The sequence below is a fragment of the Pontiella desulfatans genome (assembly GCF_900890425.1).
Lineage (GTDB): Bacteria > Verrucomicrobiota > Kiritimatiellia > Kiritimatiellales > Pontiellaceae > Pontiella > Pontiella desulfatans.
In genome coordinates, this window is record NZ_CAAHFG010000004.1 from 541,003 (window position 1) to 554,171 (window position 13,169).

Annotated in this window: 14 protein-coding genes; 8 read left to right on the forward strand and 6 right to left on the reverse strand. The window is 48.7% G+C overall.

Annotated features, from left to right (window positions below; all coding sequences use genetic code 11):
* Positions 1-135 precede the first annotated feature (135 nt).
* Both E9954_RS27840 and E9954_RS27845 read left to right on the forward strand, forming a co-directional pair.
* A complete protein-coding gene (locus E9954_RS27840) occupies positions 136-747 on the forward strand; it encodes a hypothetical protein (RefSeq protein WP_136082570.1) in 612 nt (203 codons plus the stop codon).
* A gap of 392 nt (positions 748-1,139) precedes the next feature.
* Positions 1,140-1,649, forward strand: a complete 510-nt coding sequence (locus E9954_RS27845) for a hypothetical protein (protein WP_136082571.1) — start codon at positions 1,140-1,142, stop codon at positions 1,647-1,649.
* 16 nt (positions 1,650-1,665) lie between these two features.
* On the opposite strand, the gene E9954_RS33570 is transcribed toward E9954_RS27845, so the two are convergent.
* Both E9954_RS33570 and E9954_RS27850 read right to left on the reverse strand, forming a co-directional pair.
* Positions 1,666-1,800 (reverse strand): hypothetical protein, encoded by a 135-nt coding sequence (locus E9954_RS33570; protein WP_281281277.1) that lies wholly within the window; start codon positions 1,798-1,800, stop codon positions 1,666-1,668.
* Between the two features lie 292 nt (positions 1,801-2,092).
* On the reverse strand, positions 2,093-2,383 hold the full coding sequence (locus tag E9954_RS27850; RefSeq protein WP_136082572.1) for a hypothetical protein: 291 nt from the start codon (positions 2,381-2,383) through the stop codon (positions 2,093-2,095).
* Positions 2,384-2,413: 30 nt separating this feature from the next.
* Between E9954_RS27850 and E9954_RS27855 the strand changes: the two genes are divergently transcribed.
* The 4 genes from E9954_RS27855 to E9954_RS27870 all read left to right on the forward strand — a co-directional run bounded on the left by E9954_RS27855 (position 2,414) and on the right by E9954_RS27870 (position 7,196).
* Positions 2,414-3,145: a hypothetical protein gene (locus tag E9954_RS27855; RefSeq protein ID WP_136082573.1), complete on the forward strand. Its 732-nt coding sequence runs from the start codon at positions 2,414-2,416 to the stop codon at positions 3,143-3,145.
* Positions 3,146-3,154: 9 nt separating this feature from the next.
* Positions 3,155-4,006, forward strand: a complete 852-nt coding sequence (locus E9954_RS27860; protein ID WP_136082574.1) for a hypothetical protein — start codon at positions 3,155-3,157, stop codon at positions 4,004-4,006.
* 121 nt (positions 4,007-4,127) lie between these two features.
* Positions 4,128-5,000 (forward strand): hypothetical protein, encoded by an 873-nt coding sequence (locus E9954_RS27865; protein ID WP_136082575.1) that lies wholly within the window; start codon positions 4,128-4,130, stop codon positions 4,998-5,000.
* Between the two features lie 375 nt (positions 5,001-5,375).
* The gene (locus E9954_RS27870; protein WP_136082576.1) at positions 5,376-7,196 is read left to right on the forward strand and encodes a hypothetical protein; all 1,821 of its coding nucleotides are present in this window, start codon (positions 5,376-5,378) and stop codon (positions 7,194-7,196) included.
* Between the two features lie 15 nt (positions 7,197-7,211).
* Here the strand turns inward: E9954_RS27870 and E9954_RS27875 are convergent, their stop codons facing one another.
* Positions 7,212-7,826 carry a recombinase family protein gene (locus E9954_RS27875; RefSeq protein ID WP_168442650.1) on the reverse strand — a complete coding sequence of 205 codons (615 nt, stop codon included), beginning with the start codon at positions 7,824-7,826 and terminating at the stop codon, positions 7,212-7,214.
* Positions 7,827-7,998: 172 nt separating this feature from the next.
* Between E9954_RS27875 and E9954_RS33975 the strand changes: the two genes are divergently transcribed.
* Entirely contained in the window at positions 7,999-8,103 is a 105-nt protein-coding gene (locus E9954_RS33975; RefSeq protein WP_407947779.1) for a plasmid mobilization protein, read from the forward strand.
* 140 nt (positions 8,104-8,243) lie between these two features.
* On the opposite strand, the gene E9954_RS27880 is transcribed toward E9954_RS33975, so the two are convergent.
* The 3 genes from E9954_RS27880 to E9954_RS27890 form a co-directional block, all read right to left on the reverse strand.
* The gene (locus tag E9954_RS27880; RefSeq protein WP_136077625.1) at positions 8,244-9,182 is read right to left on the reverse strand and encodes an IS1595 family transposase; all 939 of its coding nucleotides are present in this window, start codon (positions 9,180-9,182) and stop codon (positions 8,244-8,246) included.
* Positions 9,183-9,414: 232 nt separating this feature from the next.
* Complete coding sequence (locus E9954_RS27885) at positions 9,415-10,338, reverse strand: homocysteine S-methyltransferase family protein (RefSeq protein WP_136082578.1); 924 nt, start codon at positions 10,336-10,338, stop codon at positions 9,415-9,417.
* A gap of 92 nt (positions 10,339-10,430) precedes the next feature.
* Positions 10,431-11,657 (reverse strand): pyrophosphate--fructose-6-phosphate 1-phosphotransferase, encoded by a 1,227-nt coding sequence (locus E9954_RS27890; RefSeq protein WP_136082579.1) that lies wholly within the window; start codon positions 11,655-11,657, stop codon positions 10,431-10,433.
* A 517-nt stretch (positions 11,658-12,174) separates the two neighbouring features.
* On the opposite strand from E9954_RS27890, the gene E9954_RS27895 reads away from it, so the two are divergent.
* Positions 12,175-13,146: an ankyrin repeat domain-containing protein gene (locus E9954_RS27895; protein ID WP_407947780.1), complete on the forward strand. Its 972-nt coding sequence runs from the start codon at positions 12,175-12,177 to the stop codon at positions 13,144-13,146.
* Positions 13,147-13,169: the final 23 nt, after the last annotated feature.

Here is a 13,169-nt window from a genome sequence, read left to right on the forward strand (position 1 = left end):
ATTGTGCTTCTGAAACTGGCTTGCTCACTCCAATGCTGAAGTCGATTGAGTTGGCTTTGTTCTGTGTTTTGGAAAATGGCGAGGTACGAGCTACATATCCAGAGGGTACATGAATGATTTTTTGTGGATGGCCGTATGACCGACATAATCAATACGCTGAATCCGATTATCACCCCCGAATTGTTCGGGAGGATACTTGAGGGCTACCCTCTAGATCCTCTGGGTATCCATGGGATTTACCACTGGCTGAAGGTTGCCGAGAATGCCCGTCATCTTGCCAAGGAGGAAGGAATCCAAAGCGATGTATTTCCCCTGTTTGCCGTATTCCATGATTCCCGCCGCCTCAATGATGGCCGTGATCCCGATCATGGGAAGCGTGGGGCCTCTTTCGCCAGAGAACTGCATGGAACGTGGTTCACTCTTCCCGAAGCTGATCTGGAGCGATTATGTTACGCCTGTGAGCACCATACTGACGTGGTACGTCACAAAGATCCAGTGATCGGGATCTGTTGGGATGCTGATAGAATGGATTTGCACAGAGTCGGGATCATGCCTGACGTAAAATACCTGAATAGCAAGACCGCTAAATCCGAATACTACGGTGCCAAATTTAAGTATGAACAACCCTGTCCCAGATGTGGACGGGATACAGAACTATTCTCAGGCATCTGCGCTGAATGCCGTGTGGAGATGGAAATCCAGTTATCGGAAACCAATATCGGATGGAAGACCGACATCTTTGATTAAGGGTGGTTTCGGGCTGAAGTTTAGATCGGATTAACTGCCCGAAATGAATCAAATTCCTTCTTTTTGACTTTGCTGAGACGGAATCTAAATTCATTTTCAAACTTTTTTAAGCCCCTTTTTCTAAAACCTGTCGAGGCTGAAAATGCATTTTTTGTGACAGGGGCTAACTTGGTAAAAATCCATGAAGGGCAATAATGCCAAAAACATTAAGTTTTCTAGCAAAACCGCATATTTGAGGCTCCTCTTATGCGTCCCTACTACAGAATTCTGAAATCTCAAAATGGTTTTTTCGCCTGAAAAATATCGGTTGCGCATCTGAAAATCTGTGGTCCCATAAGACCGTGGCACTACCGCCCGCAACCAAAACTGAAAATTAACCAAGGAGACCGGATATGAAAAAAGCTAAGAAACAGAACAACAAATACTGCTGGCACTACACTACTGGGGAGAAGTTTCAGGCTATCTCGGAATCCGGTGCAATTTATACTGAGGGAAAAACTACGCCGGTACAGATTCCGGGGCTGATCAATGCCGTATGGTTTTCCACGAATCAAAAATGGGAGCCTACGGCAACCAAAGCCGAGATGGATGGTGCCGGAGGAATGAAGCAATTTAGCTTTGGGAGGATGAGGCAACTTGGCGGCGGGCTGGTTCGGTTCGGCATTTCTGCTGATTCAAGTTTCTTGATGACATGGGACGAGTGGAAGCGGAAATGTAAATGTTCCGTAGGCATTATTGAAGGTATGGAGCAAACTGCTTTGTCGCAGGGATCAAATGTGAAGAATTTCAGGGCATGTCTTTCTGATGTCCCTCGTGAACTGTGGGAAGTTGTTGATGTGTGGGAAAATGGCAAGTGGGTGCGAGTATTCACTAGGGATGAGGAAGCTTCAGCCGCCGCTTAATCTTTGGGTTTCCTTGTTAGAATACTTCCCCGCCAGAGGCGGGGATGTCCTTTTCAGAAACTGTCATTTTGCCGAACATAAAAAATAATTTTTGAAATTTTTGCATTTTTGAATGACCGGATATCTGGGGGGCAGATTCCAAAACTGCCATTTTGGGTTCCTGAAAATCTCGGTATGAAAAAAATATAAAATTTTGATTTTTGGATGGTGAAAAGGTGATTTGCACATTTTCAAAATTCTATGCCCTGACGCTAAAAGGTCAGAATCCATGTGTCATATATTTTTTTCACGGTCGCCTTATTGAATCTGAATCGAGTCATTTTTTCAGCCACCGCCGGAACTTCCAAATCTGAAATTGAACCTCTTTTCTGAATGTAAACCTCCAGCCGTCCGGGGAGAACACTACACCTCTGTTCTTTGACATATTATTTAACCGGTTCATCTCATGCTCCCAGAATATTGGCGGCTACTTCATCCCAGTTGATGCCGGTTGCTTTTGGAAACTGAATAATCCGACCTTCATTGGCTTCTTCCGGGTTATATTCCTCCAGCCTTTCCACTTCAATCCACGGCGTATGGTTAAGGCTTTTTTCCCATGCCCATTCCAAAGCACGTCTGGCTTTTGCCTCCTTTGATGCCGGGACTATCAATTCATCAAAAACCTGAACTGAAGGTACATCGCACTTCTGAAGGATCTCCATTGCTTTGAATAGAATGGATGCTTCAATCTCCACGGCATTACGGCAGGCAGACTGATAAAACTGATGTTTGATCTTTGGGTTCAGGGCTTCAACTTTGTTGAATACATCCCGGTAACCACTTTGTGTTTGCTATCAGCTTGGGCTGAAGCTCAGGACTACACCAATATGGCATCCTCATTTGCTGTAGGTGGAATATCTACCAATGGCGAGTATTCAAATGTATCCTCATGGCAACAGCCGGTAGATCCTACTCAGTCCACAGGTGGTGATTATGTCAATCAGTCTGGATTCTTGGCAGGATTCATTGAACAGGATGGATCTGATATCGATGGTGATGGTCTTGTAGATACACTTGATCCAGATAACGACAATGACGGGATTCTAGATCTGGCTGAAATTTCAGGATCTACATTCAATCCTCCAGTTCCTACAGATCCGAACAAGGATGATAGTGATGGGGATGGCAGTAGTGACATGGCGGAATTTCTATTTGGGTATGACCCGACCAATCCAGATTCCCGTTTCCAGATATCGCCTGATGTAGGTGCGAGTAATGGGGCGTATCAATTGACGTTCCAAACTCTGAAAGATCGTATGTACGTTCCTCTGTACTGCGACGACCTCGCAACTGCTAATTGGGTCGCTTTTACCAATGTTGGCAACAGTGTATGGATAGAAAGTCGTGGTGGAACAAACTCCCATACAGTTGTTGATGATTTCACAGTGAATACATCAGGGACGACACCAACGAATAGCGTTCGATTTTACAGAGTATCTGTACAGAAGATCTACTAGGGAGATATTATGAAGAAATATATAGTTCTAATTTCGCTTTTGGTATTACTCCCTCTTTTATGCACTGCTGGTACAGAGCGATTGAACTATCAGGGCAAATTGGCTCATGGTAACTCTCCTGTTACGGGAACTATTCCTATGATCTTCCAAATCTTCGATGGACAGTCTGGAACAAACGTCCTCTATGAAGAATCCATGAGTGTTGATGTCGTGGATGGATATTATTCAATTGAGCTTGGTGAATATCCGAATTTTGGGCAATTGGTCAGTGCCATTAAGCGTCAAGATGCTCATATTCAAGTGACTGTTAATGGGAAGAAATTGAAGCCTAGAGAGAAGGTTGGGAAACCGCCTTTTGCTGAGAAAAGCAAAGAAACTATTCATGATTTCTATATGAACAACAATGTGTTTCCCAAGTCGTACTGGGATAATCAAATAGCGAATACCAACTTCTTCGGCGGCTATTTTTACTCGGTGCATAATTATTCCCTGTATTTCTATAATTGTGAATCGCAACAACATTTTATGTTTGTATCTCCATCGGTGATGGAGAGGAAAACCGTCTCTCAGATAGGTATTTGGGCGAGAAATATAACAACTAATGTGCCAACAGATGTAGTCATCCAAGCTTATGCAAGAGGCTTTGATGATGATCAAATAGAAAGAGTGTTGTCGGATCAAGTTAGATTAGATCAGATGATTCCGCTCGAATGGTTCTATTTGCCAGTTATCTCTCCAGAGAATAAGGCATACATTAATTCAGATGAATACATCCATATAGAGCTTTCATTGCCAGAAGGACAAACTCAAACGAACAGATTTGATCTGACATGTATTCGTGCAAGCGTAGAATTGAAATAGTACCAAGCATTAAAAATACATATGAACGAAATTTTCGATCCAACACAAATATCTGGTGTGTCACCAACTAACGGTGTTCGTTTTTATAGAGTGTCTGTCGAAATCAATTAAGGAGTTCGAAATGCAAAAACTACTTTTACTGGCGACTTTGGTCTTCCCTTTATTGTCCTACTCAGGAACTGAGCGGCTTAACTACCAAGGCAAACTTGCCCATGGGAATAACCCCGTAACGGGCAATGTCCCGATGACCTTCCAAATCTTCGATGGACAGAATGGTACCAATGTCCTTTATGAAGAATCCATGGATGTTGATGTCGTGGATGGTTACTACTCCATTGAACTTGGTGAGTATCCAAACCTTGGGCAGTTGGTAAGTGCCATAAAAAGACAGGATGCCCACATACAAGTGACTGTTAATGGGAAAAAAATGAAGCCTAGAGAAAAAGTCGGTAAGCCACCTTTTGCAGAACACAGCGAGGAAACATGGACAGAATTTAGTTTAGAGCAGTCGGTTGATGGAGATCCTATATTTGAGCAATGGATATCGTATCAAACGAATCCATTTATTGATACTGCGGACACTCACATGAAGTACTTGGGCGGATATCGACCAAGTGAGGGATCTGCAATGTCTTTTTATTTCAACCCAGTCACCGTTTCGAAAAAAGTTAGAGAGGTTAGAGTTTTAGCGTTAAAAAATAATACTGGGTATTACAATGACGTGAATCCTATTCTTCAAAATACAAAGCTAGAAGTAGTGGTGAGATCCCTAACGACAAACGAAAAGACTCGATCTCTTTCAGAGCCTACTGATGTAAGCGAAATTATTTCAGGTGAATGGTTCAGCGTCCCGCTTACTAACAGCATAAAGGATTCTGTCGTAAATGCAGGAGAGTACCTCTGCATAGATGCATATTCCCCATACGTTGATAATGGAGTGTTTGAAAAAGGGTCTCATCTACAGGGAATCTTTATAAATGTCATTGTGTATTGATGAAGTTGACAGGTGAAGGCAAGGTCAGGTGTGTAAACTTGATCTACAAAAATGGGCTTCACTAGAATGGTAATCAATATCTAACTACAAGGGTGGTAGTCCCAATGCTGGCTGATCCAAAAACATTTGATTATGGATCACCCGAAAAGGGCTACTTCTGTAACGGTTATGGGGTGATCTGGGATGAGGGTTTTTGGATCACCTGAATCGGGTAGGGTTTTTGAATCAGTCAAACAATTCTTTAATCCTAAACCTAAGACAATGGCGTCGGCTTGCTGAGATATAGGCTAAATATCTTGATAGCCTTGTTGGGCTAATAGTTTCCTGTAATATGGATCTGGTATAGCCTTATTAAGATATGGGAATGGAGTTACTATGAGATTCAGGAACCTGAGAAAATGGGAAAATCCCAACCAATGTGAAGGATTGCTTTTTTTTGCTCAACGAATGGAGGAACTTCTATTCGACTATTCTTTGGATAGTTACAAACCCCCAGCCTTGAATTCTCTCTTTCTGTGTAAAGAAGCTCTTAGTCTCATTGAAGATATTGAGAACAGGATAATTGATCCTGAGAACCTTGTTCCTGTTCTAGAGGAACTCGATTGGAGTCTAAAGAACGACAGAGTCGCTAAATCGTTATTAGATGCAGAGCCTGAAAAATATATATTGCTGGATGAAGCGACTCAGCTAAAGGATAAGAAGATTCGGCTCGAAGTTCTTGCTAGAACATTGGGTGTGCAAAGGTACGTGGATCGATGCTCTGAGCTTCTTGCGTTAGCTATTCAGGAAAAGAGCAAAATAGAAATATCTAAGCTGTCAACGCTGTTGACGACAACACTCCTTAACTGCGGTCTCAGCAAGCAGTATCTTTATACAAAAACACTCGATTACTTCTATATTGGATCAACACCCAAGATAACTGGAAATGACAATATCAAAGAGTTCCTGGAGTCAATTTATCCAATCGGGCACGAATTTGAGGTATATTTCACCTGTTCAAGGTTGATCGCTGAAGTTAGAGATTCAATATCAGCATTTAACGTCATCATACTGGACGAACTTCCAGAGGACTTGCACGAGATATCTGATCAACAGGGGTTTAAGAAATCTGATGACGAAGTGTATGTCGAAGTAAGCGAAATTCAGTGTGCTGATGTGTTTACAGCCAGAGAGCTAGCAGAAAGACGATTAGACCAACTGCGAGATCTATTTACCCTCTTTAATCACAAAAATCAGATCTCATGGAATGAGAAAGCACTTATAAAGCAATGTTGCGTAGAAGGTCCCAAATGTGTTCTCCCGCCCAAGAGTGCTATGGAGAAAGGATTTGATATGAAGCCAGAAATGGCTTCGAGGGAATTGAATCGCTTGATTAAACAAGTATCTCTGTCAGACAGCTCTTTAGAAAAATTCAATAGGGTTGTTGATTTCCACGGCATCGGGGTTACGAATGATGTGCCAGAAAACCAACTGCTTAATATTTGGATAGCTATTGAGACCTTGTTGCCTACTCACTCGGGAGGATCGAAGATCAATGTAATTAACGATCTCATGCGACCATTCCTGTCGGTAAATTACATTAGTAGATTGGTTGAGCGATTTGCGGCGGATCTCTTGTTATGGAATAAGTTTAAGACCCGATTCGTCTTGAGGAAAATACCAGACTCAAAAGGTATGACCGTTTACCAAAAGGTACTTCGATTGCTCGCTCTAAATGAAAATGACGCTGTGTTGCAAGAGTTGTACGGGTCACTTCGAGATTTTCATTTGCTTAGGTTCAGAGCGTTCCAGTTGTCGGAAATGCTAAGAGATTTGGAAAAAATTCGTGCGCATATCGAACAACATCGAAAAAAGATTGCTTGGCAGGTTCGGCGAATTTACAGAACGAGAAATCTCATTGTTCACTCTGGGAAGAAGCCTAAGTACATCCTTTCTCTCATAGAAAATGGTCATGACTACCTTGATCAAACCCTCTTTGAGGTCATAAAAATGTCTACGGGTAGTTATTGTGTGGAGACATTTGATCAGGCTTTTGAACTAGCACGGTTAAAGTATTCGATTTACTGGAAAAACCTAAACTCTATTGAATCATTCTCCTCCGACAACATTGATTTTCTTTTGCGAGAGTCTTGGGGTTTGGAGAGGTTGAGTAATAGTCGGTCAGCTGATAAAGCAACTGACGAGACTCAATGTTAAGTGGGTCATTTGGCGTCATCCTGCCATCTGAATTTGAGGAATATCCTTCAAAGTCCGATAGACAGTCCCGTAAGACACCCCAAGCTGTTTGGCAATCCGTCTAACCCCAAGACCTTCTTCACGAAGCTTGAGAGCCTTGGAGACATCGAATCCCACACGAGGTCGTCCCAGAGTCTTACCTTCCTTGCGGGCACGATCAAGACCGCTCATTACACGCTCCCGAATGACTGATTTCTCCAATTCAGCAAATGCAGAGATGATCTGGAACATGCATTTACCCATCGGGGAACTGGTATCGATATTTTCGCTGTAGCTGATGAAGTCGATTCCGAGGTGATCGAATTCTTCCAAGCCTTCGATGAGCATCTTTGTGCTTCGTGCAAACCTGTCGAAGCGATACACAATCACCGCTGAAAAATGACGTTTCTTGGCATCTGCCAAAAGGGCGAGATATTCAGGTCTCTTGTCTGATGATCCGGACATCTGATCAACGTATTCCTTATGGATCTCAAAGCCTCTTTGGGAACAATACTGACGCAATAGGGATAGCTGGGTTTCTACATTCTGTTTGCCGTCAGAAGTGGATGTGCGGGCGTAAATGGCGATCTTCTGGACATGATTTGTAGTCATTGGGATAGATGCTCCTTGGTCTATTTGGGCTTGTCGTCTCATGTGAATATATGTATATACAATATATAGGCGAAATGCAAGCTTTATTGTATATACAAATAATTGAGATGATATGGACAAACCTAAAAAACGGGGCAGACCGTCTCTGACTGATCCTGAACGTAAGCGAATAATGCTTCCCGTTCGGTTTACTGAAGCAGAGAAAGCGAAGATTCAGCAGGATGCAAAAGATAGTGGGCTAAGTCTGACCGAATATGTGCGGCGAAAACTACTCTGACTCTATTGGGCGTGATCTATTGCCTATCTGACCTCTGTTCACAACATTACTTCAGCTTAGGCAGGAAACCCCCTTGATAATTGGTACGTCTCGTGGTACAAAAACCGCTAAATTCAAATAGGGGTATTCACTTCGCTGGACTAAGTCTGTATCTTGTGGTTTCTTCCCCTGACCGACAGGGATATTTCCTTGAACCGAACGGGTTCCATAGCGACTGCATTTTGTAGCAGACGGTAAAACAGCATTCCCCGCGAGCGGGAAGTGCGCCGGTTGAAGCGGAACGTGTATTCGTCGAGATAGTATGCCAAATGCTCGTGACTTACTGCGCCCTGATGTGTTCCGCCAAGCCACCGCTTAAGCAAACTGGCGACTCGATGGCAAAGGGGGAGCAGGTTCGCGCCAACATCCTCGGATTTCCGAACGACTTTATGGTCGTAGCCCAAAGCTCCCAAACCATTGTACCCCTTCCACCCGTCCGTCTTCACCTGCGTACCCGGATCAACTGTTTCTCGGATGGCCCCTTCAAGACTTTTGGATGAGGCATCGGGTATTTTTACAAGGCGAATGCGACCGACGGCCTTACCATTCTCCTGCGCCACGATCAGCACAAGGGTCTTGCCTTCGGCTCCGCGCCCCCGTTTCCCGGGCCTTGTGCCGCCTATGAAGGTTTCATCCACCTGCACGGTTCCGGTCAGTCTTTCCCGTCCCGGACGTACCATCGCCCGGCGGAGCTTGTGCAGCCACGTCCATGCGGTCTTGTAGCTTCCGAGGCCGAGAACGCGCATCAGTCCCAGGGCGCTGGCTCCGTTCTTCTGGCTTGTCACCCACCAGATCGCCCTGAACCAGGACGCCAGCGGTTTGCGGGTGCCCTCAAAGATCGTACCCGAGGTTACAGATGTTTTACGACTGCACTTCTTGCACTTGAAAAGGCCGTCTGCCAGTCGCCACGACTCCCCATGGCCACAGGCCGGGCAAAGGAAGCCGTTCGGCCATCGCAATGATGCAAGATAGTCGCGACATGCTTCTTCACTTGAAAAGTTCAGTTCCAATTCTTCCAGATCCTTTGGATACGCTTCCATGAAACGTGTGTACCACAACATGTGGGTCTAGTCCAGCGAAGTGAATACCCCTAAATTCAAATATGTACCGAGGTTTTAGAAATAGCAAAAACCCCTTTAAAAATGGCTATTTCTGGCAGAATCAATGCGGTGGAAACTGAAATCCCGTCTTTCACCCCAATTTAAGAGGCTTGGATTTCGGTCCAAGCCTCTCTTTTTTTGGCAATCACCATAGACGGGGGGAGGGCGGTTTTCATTTTGTGTTCGAGCTGGAATCCCATACCAGTGCCTTCAAGTGTTCACCGGTTGTGCCGCAACATCCCCCGAGCATTTTGATTCCTGCTGTTCGGTGCAGGTTGTGCATGCAACGACTCCAATCTTCAACCGGATCGGCTTTAACCGTTCCCGCGCCTTCGAGCTCGTCGTGGGAAAGCGACGAAGCGTTGGCTTGTATGGAAAGCAGGCGCTTGGCGGCATCCCCGGAAAGTTCCGATGCCTGGAGAAATGAGGGATAGCAGCAGTTGACGCCATAGCCGATGGGCGACCGGTTGGTTTCCGCATCGATCCTTGAAATGGCTTCCTCAAGGGTTGTTCCATCAAGGATGCAACCGTCTTTTCCGATGACGAAGCTGATGATGTAGGGCTTTCCGGTTGCGGCCATGGCCTGGGCAATGCCGAGGGCTTCGCCAACCTCCGGAAGGGTGACGGCGTATAGAAAGTCGGCTTCGGTCAGCCGCTCGATCTGCCAGGCGTGGAAGTCGTAGGCTTCGGAGGTGGTGATGGCTTCCTCGGGTTGATAACAGTCGTTTTTGCAGCCGAGCTGCCCGGCGATGAGGACGCTGGCATAGTCCTGTTTGAATTCCATTTCAAACTGAACGGCCGCTGCATTGAGATCGGTTGCGATGTTTTCCTCGGTACAACGCAGTTTATCAACCCGCCAGGTCGGCGTACCCAGAACGATTGGCAGGCCGGCTTCTTTGGCAATGGCGATGTATTCGCGAACAAACCCGCGCAGTATATCGCGCCCTTCCAGGGTTTGGGTCAGCAGGGAGGTGGCAAGCCTGGGATGCAGCAGGTCGGGATGCGCGCGGCGCACCCGCTCCGCGATGGCGGCTTCCATCAGGATCGTTGGACAGGATTGGAGGGTCTGTTCAAAGTTCATGATGCCATTAAACATAAAAAGCGCCCCGAATGGGACGCTTTTCTGACGAGTGATTCGTGAAACGTGAGCCGTGAAATGGATCACGCCTCACTCGTCACTTTTCACGCCTAGTGGCTGACTTCCACCTTGGCGCCTTTGGCCTGGCCGATGTCGGCGAGGAGCTCGCCGAACCAGGGCTCGTCGATGTCGAACGGCTTGCCGCCGGCAATGCGCGGGAACTCGCAGGCGCGCAGCTCGTCGTTCTTATCCTCGTCGTGGCCAACCACGCCGCCGATGCCTTCCATCGCGGATTCAACGGCCTTGTCGCAGCAATCCTTGATGAGCTTGAGGTCGGCCGCGTTGGAGGCGGCGGCCCGGGCAAAGTAGCCGGACTTCTGGATGAGCACCTTTTCGGCACCGAGCAGCTTGGCGAACTGTTTGCCGAACCAGGCGCCGGGATTGACGGCGTCGAGCTTGACGTGGCCGAAGGCATCGCGCGGGACTTCTTCGCCGGCGGCTTCCATTTCCCTGATGATGGCATCCACGCCGGCCCCTTCGGAGATGAAGATGTTCACGTTGTCGACATCGTCCATCACCTGCCCGAGGCGGGCGGCTTCGGCGGCGATGTCGATTTCCATTTCCGGAACGAAGATGGCGTGGACATCCTTGCGCTCCTTGGAGAGGCCGATGTTCGGCAGGAAGTCGAGTTCCTCGAGGTTTTCGTGGTAGACCTTGGCGGTGTAGGCGGTGAGCCATCCGCAGTTGCGGCCCATGACTTCGTGGATGATGAGCATGCGCGGGTTGGCGTTGTGCTCGGCGACGACGTTGGAGAAATATTTGGCGCCCTCTTCGGCGGCCGTCCAGGCGCCAAGGCTCTGCTTGATCGGGAAGACATCGTTGTCGATGGTCTTCGGCAGGCCAACGACGATCAGCTTGTAGTTGTTTTCGGCCAGGAACGCCGCGAGGTCGGCGGCGGTGGTGTTGGTGTCGTCGCCACCGATGGTGTGGAGGACGTCGACGCCATCCTTGACGAGCTGGTTGGCCGCAACCTCCAGCGGGTTTTCGCCGGGTTGCACGAGGCCGCGTTTTTCGCAGTCCTTGACGTTGGTGAGTTTGACGCGGCTGTTGCCGATCGGGCTTCCGCCGTGCTTGTAGAGGACGGCCGCGTTTTCGCGGATCTCGCCGTTGATCTTGATCGAGTTGCCCTGGAGCAGGCCTTTGTAGCCACCCACGTAGGCGATGATTTCGGTTTCGGGGGAAACTTCGGTGTAGCGCTCGATGAGGCGACCGATTGCGGTGGAAAGGCAGGGGGCCAGTCCGCCGGCGGTAAGCAGGGCAACTTTCTTCACAGACATGTTTAATTCCTTTCAGTTGAAGTGGTTGAAAATGAAGCGGACATAATGGGAATCGACGCACAAAACGCAAGCGGGAATTAAGGGCAATCGAAACGGGGATTGCAGGAATGCCGCGTCTTTTGTACAAAGCTCGGCTATGGCGGATTTATTCATTGTTAAGGAGCGGCTTAAGCTTTCGTTGAAGTTGGCGGCAACCGGCGTTGCCCTCGGCGCACTGGCGACCTGGCATTTCTGGACGCGGATCGAATTTGAAAGCGACCGGGCCAATTTCCTGCTTTCGGCCACCGTGACGGGGGCGTTGGCATTGGCCTGGCTGGGGTTGCTGGTGTCCTATCTGGCCGCCCGGCGCGTGATGGATCCCGGCCACCATAATCCGGGCGCGCGGGGCCACTTTCCTTGGTGGGCGGTGAAACTACTGCTGTTTGCCGGGGTGCTTGTGGCGGGGGGCATTGCCCTGAATAAATATGCGAAAGCCGTCGAAGGCGAATTTGCCCTGCTGCGCGGGAACGATCTCCCGATGCTGGAAGCACGAATCCTGGCCGATCCGGCCCTGCTGGAAAAACCCGAAGGGAAAAACGGCGGAACGCTTTTGCAGGTGGCCTTCCGGGAAAACCACCCCGAAGCGGTCGCCCTGCTGCTGGCCAACGGGGCATCCCGGGAGGGGCTGGAGCAGGACGGGATGAATATAGTCGTGGCCTCGCTCGAAAACCTTCCCATGCTCAATGCCCTGCTGAATGCGGGCTTCGATCCGGACAAGCCGGATGCCAAGGGCGTTCCGCCCATCCACCATGCCGTGGCCAAGCGGCTGGTTGACGCCGTTAAGGTTTTGCTCGAGGCCGGGGCCCAGGTGGATGCACGCGACCAAACCTTCCGCACCCCGCTCATGCGGGTGGTCGAGGCGGACGATCTGGAAATGGCCGCACTCCTGCTGGATCACCGGGCCGATGTGAATGCCTTCGACCGGCGGGGCGAGTCGCCGCTCCACCGTTCGGTGCGCAAACGCAGCGCCGAGGGCAGCCGGCTGTTGCTCGAACGCGGGGGCGACCCGCGCCAATTCAATTTTTTCCACATGACCCCGCTGCACATTGCCGTGAACGGTGGCCATACCAATCTGGTTTCCATCCTCCTCGAGCGGCCCAACATGGCCGGCCTGTACGATGAAGGCGGCCGGGTTCCGCTCGACCATGCGCTCAAGGGCCATTCGTTCGAGACCGCCGACCTGCTGATCGGGGCCGGCGCGGATGTCGATTTCATTTTGGCCAACGGCGAGACGCTGATGCACGAGACCATCCTTTCGCGCGACTACCAAACCGCCCGCTACCTCATCCGTGCCGGCGCCAGCGTGCACATCCCCAACGCCAAGGGCGAAACCGCCCACGCCATCATGCGCCGCAAGCAGCTTCACGGCCTGCTTGAGCTCGTTGAAATGCGCGACAATCCCGAGGCGTTCACCAATGCGGTGGATTCGGCGGAACTGTCCGTGGAGTAGTATAAAATACTAATTTTATACCC

Excerpts from the sequence above, each read along its gene's own strand:
- E9954_RS33570 (WP_281281277.1), bottom strand. The coding sequence starts at position 1,800 with ATGGCAGTTTTGGAATCTGCCCCCCAGATATCCGGTCATTCAAAAATG.
- E9954_RS33975 (WP_407947779.1), top strand. The coding sequence starts at position 7,999 with ATGCTTCCCGTTCGGTTTACTGAAGCAGAGAAAGCGAAGATTCAGCAG.
- E9954_RS27860 (WP_136082574.1), top strand. The coding sequence starts at position 3,155 with ATGAAGAAATATATAGTTCTAATTTCGCTTTTGGTATTACTCCCTCTT.
- E9954_RS27890 (WP_136082579.1), bottom strand. The coding sequence starts at position 11,657 with ATGTCTGTGAAGAAAGTTGCCCTGCTTACCGCCGGCGGACTGGCCCCC.
- E9954_RS27885 (WP_136082578.1), bottom strand. The coding sequence starts at position 10,338 with ATGTTTAATGGCATCATGAACTTTGAACAGACCCTCCAATCCTGTCCA.
- E9954_RS27855 (WP_136082573.1), top strand. The coding sequence starts at position 2,414 with ATGTTTGATCTTTGGGTTCAGGGCTTCAACTTTGTTGAATACATCCCG.
- E9954_RS27895 (WP_407947780.1), top strand. The coding sequence starts at position 12,175 with ATGCTGGAAGCACGAATCCTGGCCGATCCGGCCCTGCTGGAAAAACCC.
- E9954_RS27840 (WP_136082570.1), top strand. The coding sequence starts at position 136 with ATGACCGACATAATCAATACGCTGAATCCGATTATCACCCCCGAATTG.
- E9954_RS27870 (WP_136082576.1), top strand. The coding sequence starts at position 5,376 with ATGAGATTCAGGAACCTGAGAAAATGGGAAAATCCCAACCAATGTGAA.
- E9954_RS27865 (WP_136082575.1), top strand. The coding sequence starts at position 4,128 with ATGCAAAAACTACTTTTACTGGCGACTTTGGTCTTCCCTTTATTGTCC.
- E9954_RS27845 (WP_136082571.1), top strand. The coding sequence starts at position 1,140 with ATGAAAAAAGCTAAGAAACAGAACAACAAATACTGCTGGCACTACACT.
- E9954_RS27880 (WP_136077625.1), bottom strand. The coding sequence starts at position 9,182 with ATGGAAGCGTATCCAAAGGATCTGGAAGAATTGGAACTGAACTTTTCA.
- E9954_RS27875 (WP_168442650.1), bottom strand. The coding sequence starts at position 7,826 with ATGACTACAAATCATGTCCAGAAGATCGCCATTTACGCCCGCACATCC.